Genomic DNA, 18,153 nt, shown 5'->3' with positions numbered 1-18,153 from the left:
GGGGCCCGGCGGGTGCCGCACCAGACCAGAACGACCCGAGAGGCCTTCCATGGCAACCGTGTACTTCGACGAGGCGACTCGTAACTTCTCCAAGGACGACGCACCGGCCGTCGATGGCATCACGCTCGACATCGCTGACGGCGAGTTCCTCGTGCTCGTCGGCCCCTCGGGGTGCGGCAAGTCGACGACGCTGCGCATGCTTGCCGGGCTCGAGCCGATCGACGGCGGCCGCATCCTCGTCGATGGGCACGACCAGAAGGGCGTGCGACCCCGCGACCGCGACATCGCCATGGTGTTCCAGAGCTACGCGCTGTACCCGAACATGACGGCGGCCCAGAACATGGCCTTCGCCCTCGACAACGCGAGGGTGAGCAAGGCCGAGACGAAGCAGCGGGTCGCCGAGGCAGCGAAGATCCTGGAGCTCGAGCCGCTGCTCGACCGAAAGCCCGGCCAGATGTCCGGCGGCCAGCGCCAACGGGTCGCCATGGGTCGTGCGATCGTGCGCAACCCCAAGGTGTTCTGCATGGACGAGCCGCTCTCCAACCTCGATGCGAAGCTGCGCGTGTCGACCCGCTCGCAGATCGCCGGACTGCAGCGCCGGCTCGGCATCACGACCGTGTACGTCACCCACGACCAGGTCGAGGCAATGACGATGGGCCACCGGGTCGCTGTCCTGCGTGACGGCCGGCTGCAGCAGGTCGACACGCCGGAGCGGCTCTACGACGCCCCGGTCAACACGTTCGTCGCGTCGTTCATCGGGTCGCCGGCGATCACGCTCGTCGAGTCGCCGGTGCGCGAGGGGCGTGCCGAGGTGCACGGCGTGCCCGTGCCGCTCGACCGGGCGGTCGCAGCCCGCGCGGGGGAGAAGGTCGTGGTCGGGCTGCGTCCGGAGTCGTGGCACGTCGTCGGCTCGTCGGGCAGCACGCCCGACTCCTCAGCGCTCGCCCTCAACGTCGAGCTCGTCGAGTCGTTGGGCTCCGAGTCGTTCGTCTACGGTCGCCCGGCGGGTGCCGGTGAGGACGCCGGCCGGGTCACGGTCCGGCTCGACAAGCGCACCCACCTGACCGTCGGAGACGTCGTGCACGTCGAGCCGAACCATGGCGAGGTGCACCTCTTCGACGCCGCGTCCGGCGAGCGGATCGGGGCTTGAGGTGACCACCCTGCCCGGCCCGTGGGCAGCGGGCCGGTTCGACGTCGAGGGGCACCGGGGCGCGAAGGGCCTCGTCGTCGAGAACACCCTCGACAGCTTCGCCGCCGCCTACGCCGCCGGGGTGACCGGCGTCGAGCTCGACGTACGGCTCACCGGCGACGGGCACGTCGTCGTGTGGCACGACGCGGTGCTCCTGCCGTACAAGTGCCTGCCGACTGGTCCAGACCTCGTCGGCGCGCGCGTCGACGACCTGACGTTGGCGCAGCTGCGCACGGTCGACGTCGGCAGCCTGACGCTTCCGGACCATCCCGGGCAGCAGCCGGCTCCCGGGGCCCGCATCTCGACGCTGGCCGAGGTGCTGCGTCACGGTGTCGAGCACGCTCCGGGGGTTTGGTGGACGATCGAGCTCAAGATCGACCCGCGCGACGAGCGCGAGGTGGCCGCACGCCGGCCGCTCCTCGAGGGGGTGCTGGCGGACGTGCGCGCACTCGGGCTCGAGCGACAGTGCTTCGTGCACTCGTTCGACTGGTCCGTCCTCGAGCTGTCAGCTGACATGGCGCCCGACGTGCTTCGCTCCGCGCTCGTGGAGTCGTCGGTGACCTGGGTTCCCGAAAGCCCACTGACGGGCAGCGTGGTGCCGGGGGAGACCCACCACGACGTGTGCGAGGGAGCCGTCGCCGTGGGGGCGCAGGTGATCTCGCCAGAGCAGGCGATGGTCGACCGCGCATTCGTCGAGCGGGCTCGCGAAGCCGGACTCGCGGTGCTGCCGTGGACGGTCAACGACCCCGGTCGCATCGCCGAGCTCGTCGACGTGGGCGTCGACGGGATCGTGTCCGACTATCCCGACCGCGTCCTCGAAGTGGTCGCGTCGAGTGCTGGTGCGGCCACCCCCGCCTGACCGCGGCGCCGGGCCACGCACGCCAGCGAGGGGACGGACACCGGTCCGGCCCCTCGCCCCCCTCCGGAGCCCCTGCGGGGCGGAGGCCGGGACTGGCGTGGCACACTCGTGCGGTCGACAGGTCGCCGCTGTGGGCACGGCCGCGAGTGCAGCGGTATGGGTGGGGACCCCTGGACCCCACCCATTCGCTGGAACGCCGTTCCAGCGAAACAATGATGCTTTCGAAGGGCGCCGATGTCAACAGACCGGGTGTACGACAACAGCGCGCGGGCTGAGGCCGCCCGCGCCACGCGACGCCGGATCATCGACACCGCGGGCCAGATCCTGCTCCGCGAGGGCTACCACGCCATGTCGGTCAGCCAGCTCGCCTCGTCGGCGGGGGTCAGCGCCCAGACGGTCTACAACGCCGTGGGCGGCAAGGCCGATGTCGTCAAGGCCGTCTACGACGTCATGCTCGCCGGTGACGACGCGCCGGTTGCCATGCAGGACCGCCCCGAGTTCCGCGCCATGTCCGAGGCCCCTGACCCCGAGTCCTTCGTCCAGGCGTACGCCGCCCTGTGCGCGACCATCTACGAGCGGGTCGGCCCCCTCCTCGGGGTGATCCTGGCCCAGGGGGCCGGCGGCGACAGCGGCCTCCAGGACTTCGTGGCGACGATCGACCGCGAGCGTCGGGCCGGCAACACCAACGCCCTCAACGCCCTCGAGCGCGCCCACGGGCTGCCGGCCGCGCTCGACCGCGAGCGCTTCATCGACATCGTCTGGGCCGTCACCGGCCCGGAGATCTACGACCGCTTCGTGCGGCGCAGCGGCTGGAGCCACCGGATGTATGCCGCGTGGTTGGCAGAGGCGCTCGTCGCGACCTTCGACCGGGCCAGCACCGGTCTGCCCGAGCTCCAGGAGGACTGAGATGCCCCGCCAGATCGCCACCAACACCGAGGTCGGCCGCGACGCCCTGCTCGAGTTCGTGCGACCCCGACACTCGATGGTGCTGGTGACCCAGCGCGCGGACGGTCGGCCGCAGACGTCGCCGGTCACCGGAGGCGTCGACTACCAGGGCCGCATCGTCATCTCGACCTATCCCGAGCGTGCCAAGACGGCCAACGCCCGCAGGCGCCCGCAGGTCACCGTCCTGGTCCTGTCCGACGACTTCGGCGGTGAGTGGGTGCAGGTCGACGGCGACTGCGAGGTCATCGACCTGCCTGACTCCGTGGAGCCCCTCGTCGACTACTACCGCGCGATCTCCGGCGAGCACCCCGACTGGGACGAGTACCGCCAGGCCATGCGCGACCAGGGCAAGTCGCTGCTCCGTGTCACTCTGACGCGGTGGGGACCCATCGCCCGCGGCGGCTTCCCGGCCCGTCTCGCCTGACCCCCCACCCGCCCTTCCCACCTCACCGAACCCACCGAACGCAGCGTTCGATGCCGAACGCGCTGTTGTAACACGGCTTTCGCGACCGAACGCGGCGTTCGGTGTGGGAGTGCGGCCTTCCGCACGGTGCAGGGGGCGGACCGTAGGGTGGGGGCGTGCTGCGAGTCGGAGTCACCGGAGGCATCGGGTCGGGCAAGTCGACGGTCTCTCGGAGGCTGGGCGAGCTCGGCGCCCACGTCGTCGACGCCGACGCCGTGGGCGCCGAGCTCGCCCAGCCCGGGCAGCCGACGCTCGAGGCGATCCGCGAGCGCTTCGGCGAGGCCGTGATCCGTCCCGACGGCAGCCTGGACCGGGCCGGCATGGCTGCCGTCGTCTTCGCTGATCCCGACCAGCTGGCCGCTCTCGACGCGATCACCGGCCCGGCGATCGTCGCCCGCGTCCGTGCCCTTCGCGCGGCAGCGCCGGCGGGCGCGGTGTCGGTCTACGACATGCCGCTGCTCGTCGAGCGCGGACTGTGGGTGCACGAGCACCTGTCGGTCGTCGTCGAGACCGACGAGGAGGTGCGGGTGCGCCGGCTCGTCGATCAGCGCGGCCTCGACGAGACCGACGCCCGGAGACGCATCGCCTCGCAGGCCACCGACGCCCAGCGCCGCGCGGTCGCAGACGTCGTGCTGCCCAACGACGGCACCCCCGAGGATCTCGAGCGCGTCGTCGACGCGCTGTGGGAGCAGCGGCTCGCGCCCTACGCGGCCAACCTCGCCAGCGGCACGCGGTCCAGGCGTCCCGACCGGGCGAGCGACTGCGTCGTCGAGCCGCGGGTGGACTGGGAGGCCAGGGCCGGGCGCGTCGTGGCCCGGCTCGCGGCCGCCCTCGCACCCACCGGTGTGGTGACCGAGGTGTCGCACGTGGGCTCCACGTCGGTGCCGGGGCTCCTCGCCAAGGACGTGCTCGATGTGCAGGTCGGCGTGCACCGCCTCGCCGACGTCGACGAAGACGACGTGCGCGAGTCGTTGGTCGGAGCCGGCTACGTCTTCAACCACGGGATCCACTCGGACACCCCGCACCCCGAGGGCGCCGACGCATCCGCCTGGCTCAAGCAGTTCCTGGGCGGCTGCGACCCCGGCAACCACGTGCACGTCCACGTGCGCGAGCACGGTTCCGCTGGCTGGCGATTCGCCCTCCTCTTCCGCGACTGGCTGCGCCACGAGCCCCGCGAGCGGGAGGCGTACGCCGCCGAGAAGCGTCGGCTGCTCGAGCAGCACCCGACCACCTCTGACTACGTCGTCGCGAAGGAGCCGTGGTTCGAGGGTGCCTGGCAGCGCGCGAACGCGTGGGCCGAGCGCACCGACTGGCAGCCCCGCTGACCCCGGCGAACTGCCCATTCGACTGCGACCCCAGCCCGTCGATCGGGCACGTTCCCGCTCCGGCTGAGCGAGCCGGCATACGGGCGCCGGGTGTGGTGTTGTGGGTGACATGCGTGGTGAGTACAAGGTCCCCGGTGGCAAGCTCGTGGCGGTCGACGTCGAGGAGGTCGGCGGCCGGCTGGCCGACGTGAGCGTCTCGGGCGACTTCTTCCTCGAGCCCGACGAGGCCCTCGACGACATCAACGCGGCCCTCAGCGGTATGCCGGTCGACGCCGGGGTGGAGCAGCTGGCCGGAGCCGTGTCCGGTGCCCTGGCCGACGACGTGGCGATGGTCGGGTTCAGCGCCGAGGCGATCGGCATCGCCGTCCGCCGCGCGCTCGGCAAGGCGACCGGGTGGGACGACCACGTCTTCGACGTCATCCCGCCGCGGGTGCTCGACCCGGCGATGCACGTCGCGCTCGACGAGGTCATCGCCCGCGAGGTCGCCGCCGGCGAGCGACCGCCGACCCTGCGGTTCTGGGACTGGGACAGCCCGCTCGTCGTCATCGGCTCGTTCCAGTCGTTCCGCAACGAGGTCGACCCCGAGGGTGCCGAGCGCCACGGCATCGACGTCGTCCGCCGCATCTCCGGTGGCGGGGCGATGTTCATGGAGCCGGGCAACACGATCACGTACTCCCTCGTCGTGCCGACCTCGCTGGTCGAGGGCCTCAGCTTCGAGCGGTCCTACTCCTTCCTCGACGAGTGGGTCATCGAGGCGCTGGCCGACGTCGGCGTCAACGCGCACTTCGTGCCGCTCAACGACATCGCGAGCGACAAGGGCAAGATCGGCGGCGCCGCGCAGAAGCGGTTCGTCGCCGGGGCCGTGCTGCACCACGTGACCATGGCCTACGACATCGACGCCGACAAGATGCTCGAGGTACTGCGCATCGGGCGCGAGAAGATGAGCGACAAGGGCACCAAGTCGGCGAACAAGCGGGTCGACCCGATGCGCTCGCAGACGGGCATGACCCGCGACGCGATCCTCGAGTCGTTCGCGGCCTCGTTCGCCCGGCGACACCGGGCGAAGACCTCCGACTACTCGGAGGGCGAGCTCGAGACGGCGAAGCGGCTCGTTGACGAGAAGTTCGCCACCCCTGAGTGGACCCACCGCGTGCCGTGAGGTCGGGTCTCGCACCCTCGACCGGCCGCGATGTCGAGACGGCGTGGACGGCTCCGACGTCCCGGGTGAAGCGGCAGACTGGCCGCTCGCGAACCGAAAGGCCCGACCCATGAAGTACGTCATCCTCATCCATTCCAACCCGCAGCCCTGGGGGCACCCGACGGGCAACTTCGTGCCCGAGGCGCTCGCCCGGCCGAAGGAGGAGCGCGACCGCGGGGGCGCCGCGTTCGACGACATGCTGGAGGAGCTGTCCAAGAGCGGCGAGCTCAAGGGTGGTGAGGCGCTCGGCGACCCCGCGTTCTCGCGGATCCTGCGGTGGAGCGAGAGCGGGACCCTCGTGACGGACGGGCCGTACGCCGAGAGCAAGGAGCACCTCGCCGGCTTCTTCCTGCTCGACGTCGCGTCGCAGGAGCGCGCCGAGGAGCTCGCCGTGAACTTCGCCGGGCCGGGCGACACCGTCGAGCTGCGGCCGGCGTACGTCTGGGAGCAGTAGGCGAGTGGGCGCTGTCGGTCGTGCGACGTACGGTTGAGCCATGCGTCCCACGACCGACCTGCAGCGCACGGTGGCCCCCTTCGAGGTGATCTCCGAGTACACCCCGAGCGGCGACCAGCCAACCGCCATCGCCGAGCTCGCGCGACGCGTCAAGGCGGGCGAGCAGGACACCGTCCTCCTCGGCGCCACCGGCACCGGCAAGTCGGCGACCACGGCCTGGCTCATCGAGCAGGTGCAGCGCCCGACCCTCGTCATGGCGCCCAACAAGACCCTCGCCGCGCAGCTCGCCAACGAGTTCCGCGAGCTGTTGCCCAACAACGCCGTCGAGTACTTCGTCAGCTACTACGACTACTACCAGCCCGAGGCGTACATCCCCCAGACCGACACCTACATCGAGAAGGACAGCTCGGTCAACGACGAGGTCGAGCGGCTGCGGCACTCCGCCACCAACTCGCTGCTGACCCGGCGCGACGTCATCGTCGTCGCGTCGGTGTCGTGCATCTACGGCCTCGGCACCCCGCAGGAGTACGTCGACCGCATGGCGCGGCTCAAGGTGGGCCAGGAGATCGTCCGTGACGACCTGCTGCGCCGGTTCGTGGAGATGCAGTACACCCGCAACGACCTCGCGTTCACCCGCGGCACGTTCCGGGTCCGGGGCGACACGATCGAGATCATCCCGGTCTACGAGGAGCTCGCGATCCGCATCGAGTTCTTCGGCGACGAGATCGAGCGCATCTACACGCTGCACCCGGTCACGGGCGAGGTCGTCAACGAGGAGCAGGAGATGTACGTCTTCCCGGCCTCGCACTACGTCGCCGGCCCCGAGCGCATGGAGCGCGCGATCCGCGGCATCGAGCTCGAGCTCGAGGACCAGCTCGCGCTCTTCGAGAAGCAGGGCAAGCTGCTCGAGGCGCAGCGGTTGCGCATGCGCACGACCTACGACGTCGAGATGATGCGCCAGGTCGGCTTCTGCAACGGCATCGAGAACTACAGCCGGCACATCGACGGCCGCACGTCCGGCTCGGCACCGAACTGCCTCATCGACTACTTCCCCGAGGACTTCCTGCTCGTCCTCGACGAGTCGCACCAGACGGTGCCCCAGATCGGCGCCATGTATGAAGGCGACATGTCGCGCAAGCGGATGCTCGTCGAGCACGGCTTCCGCCTGCCGAGCGCCATGGACAACCGGCCGCTCAAGTGGGAGGAGTTCCTCGAGCGCATCGGCCAGACGATCTACCTGTCCGCCACGCCGGGGGAGTACGAGCTGGCCAAGTCCGGTCCGCCCGTCGAGCAGATCATCCGTCCCACCGGTCTCATCGACCCCGAGGTCGTGCTCAAGCCGACGAAGGGCCAGATCGACGACCTCATGCACGAGATCCAGGAGCGCACCAAGCGCAACGAGCGCGTCCTCGTCACGACCCTCACGAAGAAGATGGCCGAGGACCTCACGGACTACCTCCTCGACAAGGGCATCCGGGTCCGCTACCTCCACAGCGACATCGACACCCTGCGACGCGTGGAGCTGCTCCGCGAGCTGCGCACCGGTGTCTTCGACGTCCTCGTCGGCATCAACCTGCTCCGTGAGGGGCTCGACCTGCCCGAGGTCTCGCTCGTGTCGATCCTCGACGCCGACAAGGAGGGCTTCCTCCGGTCGGCGCGCTCGCTCATCCAGACCATCGGTCGCGCGGCCCGAAACGTGTCCGGCCAGGTGCACATGTACGCCGACAAGATGACGCCGTCGATGGAGCAGGCACTCGACGAGACGAACCGCCGGCGTGAGAAGCAGATCGCCTACAACACCGAGCACGGCATCGACCCGACGCCGCTGCGCAAGAAGATCGCCGACATCACCGACCTCCTCGAGCGTGAGGACGCCGACACCCAGGAGCTGCTCGGGTCGGGGCGCATGCAGTCGAGGGGCAAGAGCGGTGCCGGCCGCGGCGCCATGGCCGCCGACGTCGGGGTGTCCACGGGCGGCACGTCCAACCGACCGGCCGACATGGCAGCGGCCGACCTCGCAGGTCTCATCCAGGAGCTCACCACCCAGATGCACCAGGCTGCCGCAGATCTGCACTTCGAGCTCGCGGCCCGCCTGCGCGACGAGATCGGTGAGCTCAAGAAGGAGCTTCGGCAGATGAGCGCGGCGACCCGCTGATGGCCTCGCGCAAGAGCGAGGACCAGGGGGAGGCGACGCTCGCGCGCCGCCTGCGCTCTGCCGCGCTCGCCCTGCCCGGGGCGTGGGAGGACTCCCCGTGGGAGGGCGACACCGTCGCCAAGGTCGCCGACAAGATCTTCGTCTTCCTCGGCGACGCGTCGATCGGGGTCAAGTCCGCCGGCAACCGTCAGGAGGCCGACGAGTGGCTGCACCGCTACCCCGACGACGCGTCCGTGCTGGCCTACATCGGCCGCCACGGATGGAACTCGCTGCGCCTCGGCGGAGCGATCGACGAGGACGAGTTGCTCGAGGCGATCGAGACCTCCTACGACATCGTCGTGGCGGGGCTGCCGCGGAGCCGGCGGCCGGGGTGACTGGGAGTCAACCCGGAGTCAACCCGGAGTCATGCCGGAGTGACCAGCGGGCGGGACCCGATTTGAGGCCCGACCCCTACGGTGAGAGGATCAGGCGTTCACGGAGGGGAGTATCCCCGAAACGACGGGTTCGTCATCACGGAGCAGGTCCCACCACCAGCTCCCGGTCCCGTTGGTCCAGCCACGACGGATCACTGCGTCGGCCGGGCGGGAGAGACCTCCGGTTACTGACCTGGTGACCGGAAGGTTGTGCCCATGAACGTTCCCGCTTGGGGCTGGTTCCTCACGATCGGTCTGATGACCGTGTTTCTCCTGATCGACGTGCTCGTCATCGCACGTCGACCGCACGTCCCGTCGATGGCCGAGGCAGGCCGGCACCTCGCCTTCTACGTCGGGGCGGCGATTCTCTTCGGCCTCTTCGTGTGGTTCGAGTGGGGAGGACAGTACGCCGGAGAGTTCTACGCCGGCTGGCTCACCGAGTACTCCCTCTCGGTCGACAACCTCTTCGTCTTCCTGCTGATCATGGCCAGTTTCAAGGTGCCGCAGAAGCTCCAGCAGTCGGCGCTGATGATCGGCATCATCATCGCGATCATCCTGCGCGGCATCTTCATCGCGCTCGGCGCCGTCGTCATCAACGCGTACGCGTGGGTGTTCTACATCTTCGGCGCGTTCCTCGTGTACACCGCGATCAAGCTCGCGACGGGCGGAGAGAGCGACGACGACGAGTACCACGAGAACCGCCTCCTGCTCTGGATCGAGAAGCGGTTCCCGGCCACCAAGGAGTGGCACAGCACGCACCTGACCGTCGTCGAGAACGGCAAGCGCCTCATCACGCCGATGCTCATCGTGATCCTCGCGCTCGGGACGACCGACCTGCTCTTCGCCCTCGACTCGATCCCGGCGATCTACGGCCTGACGAAGGAGCCGTTCCTCGTCCTCACGGCGAACATCTTCGCCCTGATGGGCCTGCGCCAGCTCTACTTCCTGATCGGCGGCCTGCTCAAGAAGCTGGTCTACCTCAGCATCGGGCTCGCGGTCCTGCTCGCCTTCATCGGCGTCAAGCTGATCATGCACGCGCTGCACGAGAACAACCTGCCGTTCATCAACGGCGGCAAACCGATCGAGGGCGTGCCGGACATCCCGATCCTCGTGTCTCTCGGCGCGATCGTCGTCATCCTCGGCGTGACGACCGTGGCCAGCCTCTGGAAGTCGCGTCGCGACGCGCGCCTCGAGGCAGCGAACGGCGGCGCAGTCGAGTCATCGCAGTCGAGGTAGGGGCCTCACGCCCGTAGGACCTTGTCCATCGCCTGGCCCCTGGCCAGCTCGTCGACGAGCTTGTCGAGGTAGCGGATCCTCTGCATCAGCGGGTCGTCGATCTCCTCGACCCGGACTCCGCACACGACGCCCTTGATCTGGTCGACGTGTGCGTTGAGCCGGGCCTGGGCGAAGAAGTCCTCGAAGGTGGTCCCAGCCGTCGGGTGATGGGCCAGAGCCGCTTCGTCGAAGCCGGTCAGCCACTCGATCACCTGGTCGAGCTCGGCCTTGCTGCGGCCCTTGCGCTCGACCTTGTTGACGTAGTGGGGATACACCGACGCGACGCTGACCGTGAAGATGCGGCTCATGTCTTCGAGGGTAACCAGCCAAGCCCCCTCGCAACCCACCGAGCGATCCAGCTCGATCGAGAGAACACTCCGTCGCCCAAGGAAATCCGACGGAGCGTTCTCTCGATTGAGGGCGTACGCGGACTCTCTTGATCGAGAGGACGCGCCGTGCGCGTCCGCACGCTCACGCGCCCCACGTTTCCCGATCGAGAGAACGGTCCGTCGCCGAGGGATATCCGACGGAGCGTTCTCTCGATCGAGGGCGTATGCGGACTCTCCTGACCTGCACTGGCGTCGTCAGCGAACCCGGTGCGCGACGAGCCAACCGAGCAGGGCCGGTGCGGACATGGCGGCGAAGACCGCGACATAGGCAGCAGGGACCCCCGAGCCTGCGGCGGAGAACACGATGGCCGACAGGGCGATCGCGGTGGCGGCCCCGGCCGAGTCACCGATCTGCAGGGCCGAGCTGACGAAACCCTGCTCGGTCGAGTCGGCCCGAGCGAGGGCCTGTGCCGTGACCCTGGGGTAGACGGTGCCGATGCCGAGACCGATCGCCGGGAAGAGGGCGATGAGCACCCACGTCGGTGCGTCGAGGGCGACGGCCAGAGCCATCGCCCCGAGGGTCAGGGTGATCGCGGCCAGCGACACGGCAGCAGTGCGGCCGATCTCGAAGCGGCGGTCCCACCGTCCCTGCACCCACGACCCGACGAACCACGTGACACCGGTGACGGTGAGCGCGACCCCGGCCAGGCTCGGGCTGAGCCCGTCGCGCTCGGTGAGCAGGCGGGGGAGGTAGACCTCGGCTCCGCTGAAGGCGGCGAAGCCCAGGCCGCGCAGGGTGACGTCGGTCGGGAGACCGCGAGCCGCGCGGAGGGTCCCGCGCGGGGTCAGCGGGAGCAGGGTGAGGGCGACGGCCGCGAGGGCGATGACCGCCACGGCGATGCCGACCGCGTCGAGTCGCTCCGCCACCGCGTTGAGGCCGAGCACCGCCAGGGCGAGCACGACCGATGCGGCGATCGCACGCCAGCGCCAGGGCACGTAGACGACCTCCTGGCGAAGGCCCGTGATGATGCGTCCGAGGAGGACCGCGGCCACGACGAGGACGACGAGAGCCAGGCCGAAGACCCACCGCCAGCCGATCGTCTGGGCGATCAGCCCGGCGACGAACGGGCCGGCGATCGACGGCACGACCCAGGCCGCCGAGAAGCCGGCGAGGATCGCGGTGTGCAGTCGTTGGGGGTAGACCCGGGTGACGAGCACGTAGAGGGCGGTGCTCGTCATGCCGGCACCGAGGCCCTGGACGACACGCGCCCCGACGAGGACGCCCATCGTGGGGGCGAGGCCGGCGCCGACGAGGCCGACGGCGAAGAGCGCGAGCCCGAGCAGCAGCGGCGGCCGTGGTCCTCGTCGGTCCGCGAGGTTGCCGGACCAGACGATGCTCACGATGCCTGCCGCGAGCGTCGCGGTGAACGCCATCGCGTAGAGGGAGGCGCCGTCGAGCGCGTGCGCGATCGTCGGCATGACCGTGGTGAGCGCGAGGGCCTCGAAGGCGTGCAGGGAGACGAGAGCCAGCACGCCGATGGTCGTGGCGCGCAGGGCGGGGGAGAGCAGCCCGCCGCGGTCGTCCGCGCCGGATGCCGTGGGGTCAGGGCGCATCGTGGTCGAGGTCATCACGCGACGTTAGGACCTCAAGCGGACCTGAGGTCAAGGAGTTTTCCCGGCTCGGCCGAGGCGCAGGATCTCGGCACCACGCGGGGTGGAGGTCGGGCCCCATCAGCCGGGTCCCAGGGCAGCGTCGGGTGTCTCCGGCCTCGACCGGGCTCCGAGCACGATCGCGCTGGCGAGCACGACGAGGGCCATGCCCGCGACCTGCCCGGCCTCGAGGACCTGGTGCAGCACGACGAACCCGGCCAGGGCGGCGACCACGGGCTCGAGGCTGAGCAGGATGCCGAAGACGTGCTGTGCGAGGTGACGCAGGGCGACGAGCTCGAGGGAGTAGGGAAGCACGGACGACAGCACTGCGATGCCGAGCCCGAGCGCGACGTCCCCGGGGGTCCAGCGGTCCATCGTGCCCAGGCCGAGGGGCGCGACCGCCACCGTCGACACGATGAGGGCAAGGGCGAGTCCGTCGAGCCCGTCGAACGCGCGGCCGGTGCGCTGGCTCAGCACGATGTAGGCGGCCCACATGACGCCCGCCAGCGCGGCGAAACCGACGCCGACGAGGTCTAGCCGGTCCCACGACGTGTGCAGCACACCGGACACCAGGACGACACCCAGGGCGGCGGCGCCCACCGCGACGACGTCGCGCGGCCGACGGCTGAGCGACGCTGCGAGGCCCAGGGGCCCGAGGAACTCGATGGTGACGGCGACCCCGATCGGCAGGTGCGCCAGCGACGCGTAGAAGGAGGTGTTCATCGCGGCGAGAGCAAGACCGAAGAGCACCACGGTGCCCCAGTCGGCACGCGAACGTCGGCGCCACGAGGGGCGGGCGACGGCATACAGGATCACCATGGCGAAGAGGAGGCGCAGCAGCACCGACCCGGTGGCCCCGATGCGGGGCACGAGCGTGGCGGCGAAGGCGCCGCCGAACTGCACCGACAGGACACCACCGAGGACGAGCAGCGGGGCGGTGCGACGGTCGACGCTCACGGCATCGGCAGGCGCCCGGCCGCGACGAGCGTCTCGAGTCGCTCGGCGGGCAGGTCCTCCTCGACGAGCACGCCGCCGGTCTCGGACGCGTGGACCATCCGGCCCGGGCGCACGACGATGCCGACGTGGTGGATGCGGGCTCCGGGCCGCGCGAAGAAGTAGAGGTCTCCGGGCTGCGCCGCGTCGACCGGCACCGGCGTCGCGAAGTCGGCCTGGGCGTACGCGTCGCGCGCGACGACGACCCCGAGACCGCGCCACGTGTGCAGCACGAGTCCGGAGCAGTCGAAGCCCAGCGGGGTCAGCCCGGACCACAGGTAGGGCAGCCCGATGTGGGAGCGTGCCTCGGTCAGGGCAGGGTGCACGGGGTCGCCCGGCCCGGCGTGGTCGACGGATCCGTCCGAGGCGGACTCAGAGGCGGTCGTCGTCCCTACGCGCTCGGGGCCCACCACCCGCGACCCGGGCGTGAGCGGGGCGAGGTGCGCCAGCGGCACCCAGCCCGGGTAGCCACGCTCGTCCTTGGGGGAGAGCTGCCACGGCGCGACCACGTGGGCCCACCGACCACGGCTGTCGAGCTCTGTCACGACGACGGGCTCACCCTCGACGAGCTGCGTCTCGACGAGACCGTGCAGGCCGAGGCGCCCCGCGCGCGTGCCGTCGTCGACGGCGCCGTCGGAGGCCGCATCGGCGTCGAGCGCGGCCAGCCAGGCCACGGCGTCGGGCTCGTCCGCGATGATCGCGGCGTCGACGGCGCGCGGGCTCCCGGGGGTGGACCAGACCGTCGTCACGGGGACGCGGACGAGATGGGTGGCGGTGACGGCTGCGTTGCTGCTCTCGGCGACGTTCACGCCCGCCATCCTCGCACCCGGACACCGTCGGACGGCCGTCGGTCCGGGACGGGGCCGGTCCTGCAGCGCGACGCTTGCGCGTCGGCTGGGCGTCGGGGCCATGATTCGGTGCGCACCGGCCCGAGGTACTGGTCGCCGCGCCCCGCGGGTCGTACCGTCAGAACATGGAAGAGCGAATCACCGTCGAAGGATTCGATCCCCCGAAGAACCGCCGCCACGGCCCCGACGGCGACCTCGTGGACGTGCAGGGCTGGCTCCACGCGGCCGTCGACTGGTCGGGCGGTCCGCAGCTCGAACGCGCCTGGCGTGAGCGACACGGCCGGTCGCGGCTCGGTGTCGGGCTGTGCGTCGCCAACAACCCGCGTCGCCACATCATCCTGACCAACGTGCCCGCCGACCTCGACTTCCTCCGGGCCGAGCTCGAGTCGCTCATCGCCGAGCTCGACCCCGACGCCACCCCCGACCTCGAGGACGCCCAGTAGCGCCGGAGTGCGCGCGCGAGCCGAGTCTGCGCACTCTCGCCCGCGCGCCCCGTAGCGCTCGTACGCTGGGCGCGTGGCGAGACCGGCAATCCTCACGGTGGACGACGACGCCCCGGTCTCCGCTGCAATCGCGAGGGACCTGCGGGCACGCTACGGCGCCGACCACCGCATCCTGCGGGCCGGCTCCGGCGCCGAGGCCCTCGACCTGGTGGCGCGGCTCCTGCTGAAGGGCCAGCCGCTCGCCCTCGTCGCGGCCGACCAGCGCATGCCAGGCCTGACCGGCATCGAGGTGCTCGCCCGGGTGCGCGCCGACGTGCCGGACGCCAAGCTGCTCCTGCTCACTGCGTACGCCGACACGGACGTCGCGATCGCCGCCATCAACGACATCGGGCTCGACCACTACCTCCTCAAGCCGTGGGATCCGCCCGACGAGAACCTCTATCCCGTGATCGACGACCTGCTCGCCGACTGGCACAACGCCCACCCCGACCACACGAACGACGTACGCGTCGTGGGGGACCGCTGGTCCGAGGGCAGCCACACCGTCAAGACCTTCCTCGCCAACAACCACGTGCCCTACGTCTGGCTCGACGTCGAGCGGGACGCCGAGGGGGCGCGGCTGCGCGACCTCGCGGGTGCACCACCCGAGGACCTGCCGCTGGTGCTCGTGCCCGACGGCGAGACGCTCCGGGCGCCGACGACCGTCGCGATCGCGAGCGCCCTCGGGCTGCGCACCCGGGCGGAGCGCGACCTCTACGACCTCTGCATCGTGGGTGGCGGCCCGGCGGGTCTGGCGGCAGCCGTCTGCGCCGCGTCGGAGGGACTCAGCACCGTCGTCGTCGAGCACGAGGCGCCCGGTGGACAGGCAGGACAGAGCGCCGCGATCGAGAACTACCTCGGCTTCCCGCGTGGCCTCTCCGGCGCAGACCTGGCCCAGCGCGCGATCGCCCAGGCCCGACGTTTCGGCGCCGAGATGGTGCTGGCGCGCGACGTCGTAGCGCTCGAGTCCCGCGGGCCGGTCCGGGCCGTACGCCTCGAGGGTATCGAGGTCGTCCAGGGGCGCGACCCGGTGCACGACGGCGGCGGCGCGCGCGGCGCGGGCGGATCGGAAGGCGCCGTGGGCTCGGCACCCGGCTCGGGCACCGACGCCTTCACCGACGCCTTCACCGACATCGAGGCGCGCAGTGTCGTGCTCGCGACGGGGGTCGCCTACCGCCGCCTCGAGGCGGTCGGCCTGGACGCGCTCGTGGGACGGGGTGTCCACTACGGCGCCAGTGCCGGCCAGGCGGCGGCCTGCGCCGGTGAGGAGGTCTACGTCGTCGGCGCGGCGAACTCGGCCGGGCAGGCGGTGCTCAACCTCGCCCGGTTCGCACGCCGGGTGACGCTCGTCGTCCGGGGCACGTCACTCGAGGCGAGCATGTCGCAGTACCTCGTCGAGCGGATCCGCGCCGACGAGCGCATCCGCGTCCTGTGCGGCACCGAGGTGGTGGCGGCGGGCGGCGACGGCCACCTCGAACGTCTCACGCTCGCCGACCGGGCACTCGGCACGACGACCGAGGTCGACGCCGCGTGGCTCTTCGTCTTCATCGGCGCCGCTCCCCGCACCGACTGGCTCGGCACGGAGGTGGCGCGCGACGGGCACGGGTTCGTCGTGACCGGCCACGACCTCGTGTCGGGCCCGTATGCCGGCGGGTGGACACTGAGCCGTCCGCCCTTCGCCCTCGAGACGAGCCTCCCCGGCGTGTTCGCCGCGGGCGACGTGCGCTCCGACTCGATGAAGCGGGTGGCCTCTGCCGTCGGCGAGGGCTCGATGTCGGTCTACTTCGTGCATCGCTACCTCGCGACGATCTGACGGGCTGGAAACGGGATGCTCGAGCTCGCCGACCTCCGGACCGTGCCACTCTTCGACGGCCTGCGCGACGACCAGCTCGTCGAGCTGCTCGCGGCGGGCGACGAGGTCGTGGTGGTGCCGGGCGACGTCCTCTTCCACGAAGGCGACCGCGCCGACCACTGGTGGGCGCTCGTCGACGGGGCCCTCGACCTGTCACGCCACATCGGCCGCGAGGACGTCACCGTCGGACGGATGGACGTGCCGGGCCGCTGGGCCGGGGGCTTCCGGGCCTGGGACGAGAACGGCGTCTACCTCGCGACCGCGCGCGGCGTCGCTGCCGGGCGCATGTTGCGAGTGCCCGCCCAGAGTCTTCGTGACCTCGCCGACGCGTGGTTCCCGTTCGCAGCGCACCTGGTGGCGGGCCTCTACGGCACGGCCCGCTCGATCGAGGCCACGGCCCGGCAGCGCAGCGGCCTCGTCACCCTCGGCACGCTCGCCGCGGGTCTCGCGCACGAGATCAACAACCCCGCGGCAGCGTCCGCGCGCTCGGCAGCCGAGCTCGAACGCGCGTGCGACGGGTTGCTGGAGGCCTTGCGGCACATGGCCGTTCGCGGTCTCACGGCCGAGGGATTCGAGTCCCTCGACTCGTTGCGTCGCTCGCTCAGCGCGCCGTCGGCGCTGCCCGACCCGCTCGAGACGGCAGACCGCGAGGAGGAGCTGGGCGACTGGCTCGAGCGTGCCGGGGTCGAGCATCCGTGGGACCTCGCGGCCCCTCTCGTCTCCGCCGGCGCGGACGTCGCCTGGCTCGAGCGTGCCACCGCGACGGTGCCCGGCGACGCGCTCGGGGCCTCGCTCGAGTGGGTGGCGCGCACCATCGACGTCGCCTCCTTGCTCGCGGAGGTGCGTGAGTCGACCAGGCGCGTCTCCGAGCTCGTCGCCGGCATCAAGACGTACTCGCAGATGGACCGCGCGTCGCACCAGCGGGTCGACGTGCGCGAGGGCATCGACAGCACCCTGCTCGTCATGGGTCCCCGTCTCCGCCCGGGCGTCACCGTGGTGCGCGACTGGGGGAGCGACGTTCCGCTCGTCGACGGCCTGCCCGGCGAGCTCAACCAGGTGTGGACCAACCTCGTGGACAATGCTGTCGACGCGATGGACGGCAAGGGGACCCTGACCGTGCGCACGCGGCACGACGGCGACGCGGTGCTGGTCGAGGTGGCCGACACCGGCGCCGGCATGAGCCCAGAGGTGCGGCAGCGGGCGTTCGAGCCGTTCTACACGACGAAGGAGGTCGGGCGCGGGACCGGGCTGGGCCTCGACGTCGCGCACCGGATCATCGTCGAGCGCCACGGCGGCAGCATCGAGATCGAGTCGCGGCCCGGCGACACCAGGTTCCGGGTGCGGCTGCCGGTCAGCCGGACCCCCGGCAGCGCCTGAACGACGCGGCCGAGCACACGGCATACGTTCTCGGGACCACGCACGCGTGCGCGGAGGCGTCAGGAGTGCGGCGTTCCGGCACGAGTGCGCGTTGCACTGCGCACCGCTGACGGGACCGCGCACCCTCGGAGGCAGCGAGCCTCACCAGCCGCGGGCCCGCCACTCGTCGACGTGCGGGCGCTCGGCCCCGATGGTCGAGTCGTCGCCGTGGCCCGGGTAGAACCACGTGTCGTCGTCGTAGACGTCGAAGACCCGCGTGGTGACGTCGTCGATGAGCGAGTCGAAGCTCTGGCCGGGGTTCTTCGTGTTGCCGATGCCGCCGGGGAACAGGCGCGGTGCTAAAGTG

General features: G+C 71.1%; 17 protein-coding genes and 1 pseudogene. 13 read left to right on the top strand and 5 right to left on the bottom strand.

Features of this window, described 5'->3' with window-relative positions; translation table 11 throughout:
* The first annotated feature begins 49 nt into the window (after positions 1 to 49).
* The 10 genes from AB4091_RS13050 (at position 50) to AB4091_RS13005 (ending at position 10,237) form a co-directional block, all read left to right on the top strand.
* Positions 50 to 1,150: an ABC transporter ATP-binding protein gene (locus AB4091_RS13050; RefSeq protein ID WP_442292171.1), complete on the top strand. Its 1,101-nt coding sequence runs from the start codon at positions 50 to 52 to the stop codon at positions 1,148 to 1,150.
* Between the two features lies 1 nt (position 1,151).
* Positions 1,152 to 2,048, top strand: coding sequence for a glycerophosphodiester phosphodiesterase family protein (locus AB4091_RS13045; RefSeq protein WP_442292170.1), 897 nt, complete (start codon positions 1,152 to 1,154; stop codon positions 2,046 to 2,048).
* Between the two features lie 234 nt (positions 2,049 to 2,282).
* Entirely contained in the window at positions 2,283 to 2,954 is a 672-nt protein-coding gene (locus AB4091_RS13040) for a TetR/AcrR family transcriptional regulator (RefSeq protein WP_442292169.1), read from the top strand.
* Position 2,955: 1 nt separating this feature from the next.
* Positions 2,956 to 3,417 (top strand): PPOX class F420-dependent oxidoreductase, encoded by a 462-nt coding sequence (locus AB4091_RS13035; protein WP_442292168.1) that lies wholly within the window; start codon positions 2,956 to 2,958, stop codon positions 3,415 to 3,417.
* A 155-nt stretch (positions 3,418 to 3,572) separates the two neighbouring features.
* On the top strand, positions 3,573 to 4,781 hold the full coding sequence (gene coaE / locus AB4091_RS13030) for a dephospho-CoA kinase (protein WP_442292167.1): 1,209 nt from the start codon (positions 3,573 to 3,575) through the stop codon (positions 4,779 to 4,781).
* A gap of 109 nt (positions 4,782 to 4,890) precedes the next feature.
* The gene (locus tag AB4091_RS13025) at positions 4,891 to 5,940 is read left to right on the top strand and encodes a lipoate--protein ligase family protein (protein WP_442292305.1); all 1,050 of its coding nucleotides are present in this window, start codon (positions 4,891 to 4,893) and stop codon (positions 5,938 to 5,940) included.
* Between the two features lie 109 nt (positions 5,941 to 6,049).
* Positions 6,050 to 6,433, top strand: a complete 384-nt coding sequence (locus tag AB4091_RS13020; RefSeq protein ID WP_442292166.1) for a YciI family protein — start codon at positions 6,050 to 6,052, stop codon at positions 6,431 to 6,433.
* A 40-nt stretch (positions 6,434 to 6,473) separates the two neighbouring features.
* Positions 6,474 to 8,588 (top strand): excinuclease ABC subunit UvrB, encoded by a 2,115-nt coding sequence (gene uvrB / locus AB4091_RS13015; protein ID WP_442292165.1) that lies wholly within the window; start codon positions 6,474 to 6,476, stop codon positions 8,586 to 8,588.
* On the top strand, positions 8,588 to 8,962 hold the full coding sequence (locus AB4091_RS13010; protein ID WP_442292164.1) for an MmcQ/YjbR family DNA-binding protein: 375 nt from the start codon (positions 8,588 to 8,590) through the stop codon (positions 8,960 to 8,962). Before uvrB ends, AB4091_RS13010 begins: the two co-directional genes overlap by 1 nt.
* A 255-nt stretch (positions 8,963 to 9,217) precedes the next feature.
* Positions 9,218 to 10,237: a TerC family protein gene (locus tag AB4091_RS13005; RefSeq protein ID WP_442292163.1), complete on the top strand. Its 1,020-nt coding sequence runs from the start codon at positions 9,218 to 9,220 to the stop codon at positions 10,235 to 10,237.
* Between the two features lie 5 nt (positions 10,238 to 10,242).
* Here the strand turns inward: AB4091_RS13005 and AB4091_RS13000 are convergent, their stop codons facing one another.
* The 4 genes from AB4091_RS13000 to AB4091_RS12985 all read right to left on the bottom strand — a co-directional run bounded on the left by AB4091_RS13000 (position 10,243) and on the right by AB4091_RS12985 (position 14,057).
* Positions 10,243 to 10,584: a DUF2200 domain-containing protein gene (locus AB4091_RS13000; protein ID WP_442292162.1), complete on the bottom strand. Its 342-nt coding sequence runs from the start codon at positions 10,582 to 10,584 to the stop codon at positions 10,243 to 10,245.
* A 276-nt stretch (positions 10,585 to 10,860) separates the two neighbouring features.
* Positions 10,861 to 12,234: an MFS transporter gene (locus tag AB4091_RS12995; protein WP_442292161.1), complete on the bottom strand. Its 1,374-nt coding sequence runs from the start codon at positions 12,232 to 12,234 to the stop codon at positions 10,861 to 10,863.
* Between the two features lie 102 nt (positions 12,235 to 12,336).
* Positions 12,337 to 13,212 carry an EamA family transporter gene (locus tag AB4091_RS12990; protein ID WP_442292160.1) on the bottom strand — a complete coding sequence of 292 codons (876 nt, stop codon included), beginning with the start codon at positions 13,210 to 13,212 and terminating at the stop codon, positions 12,337 to 12,339.
* Positions 13,209 to 14,057 carry a C40 family peptidase gene (locus tag AB4091_RS12985; protein ID WP_442292159.1) on the bottom strand — a complete coding sequence of 283 codons (849 nt, stop codon included), beginning with the start codon at positions 14,055 to 14,057 and terminating at the stop codon, positions 13,209 to 13,211. Before AB4091_RS12985 ends, AB4091_RS12990 begins: the two co-directional genes overlap by 4 nt.
* A 164-nt stretch (positions 14,058 to 14,221) precedes the next feature.
* Here AB4091_RS12985 and AB4091_RS12980 point away from each other — a divergent pair, with 164 nt between their 5' ends.
* From AB4091_RS12980 to AB4091_RS12970, 3 genes are all read left to right on the top strand, one after another.
* On the top strand, positions 14,222 to 14,539 hold the full coding sequence (locus AB4091_RS12980; RefSeq protein WP_442292158.1) for a hypothetical protein: 318 nt from the start codon (positions 14,222 to 14,224) through the stop codon (positions 14,537 to 14,539).
* Positions 14,540 to 14,612: 73 nt separating this feature from the next.
* On the top strand, positions 14,613 to 16,391 hold the full coding sequence (locus tag AB4091_RS12975) for an FAD-dependent oxidoreductase (RefSeq protein WP_442292157.1): 1,779 nt from the start codon (positions 14,613 to 14,615) through the stop codon (positions 16,389 to 16,391).
* A gap of 15 nt (positions 16,392 to 16,406) precedes the next feature.
* Positions 16,407 to 17,807, top strand: coding sequence for an ATP-binding protein (locus AB4091_RS12970; protein WP_442292156.1), 1,401 nt, complete (start codon positions 16,407 to 16,409; stop codon positions 17,805 to 17,807).
* Between the two features lie 141 nt (positions 17,808 to 17,948).
* Here the strand turns inward: AB4091_RS12970 and AB4091_RS12965 are convergent.
* A pseudogene (locus tag AB4091_RS12965) lies at positions 17,949 to 18,137 on the bottom strand (MBL fold metallo-hydrolase); the annotation flags it as partial.
* Positions 18,138 to 18,153: the final 16 nt, after the last annotated feature.

The sequence above is a fragment of the Terrabacter sp. 2RAF25 genome, from assembly GCF_052115265.1.
Classification (GTDB): Bacteria; Actinomycetota; Actinomycetes; order Actinomycetales; family Dermatophilaceae; genus Terrabacter.
Note: the sequence above shows the minus strand (reverse complement) of the source record. Positions and strands in the feature narration are given on the sequence as shown.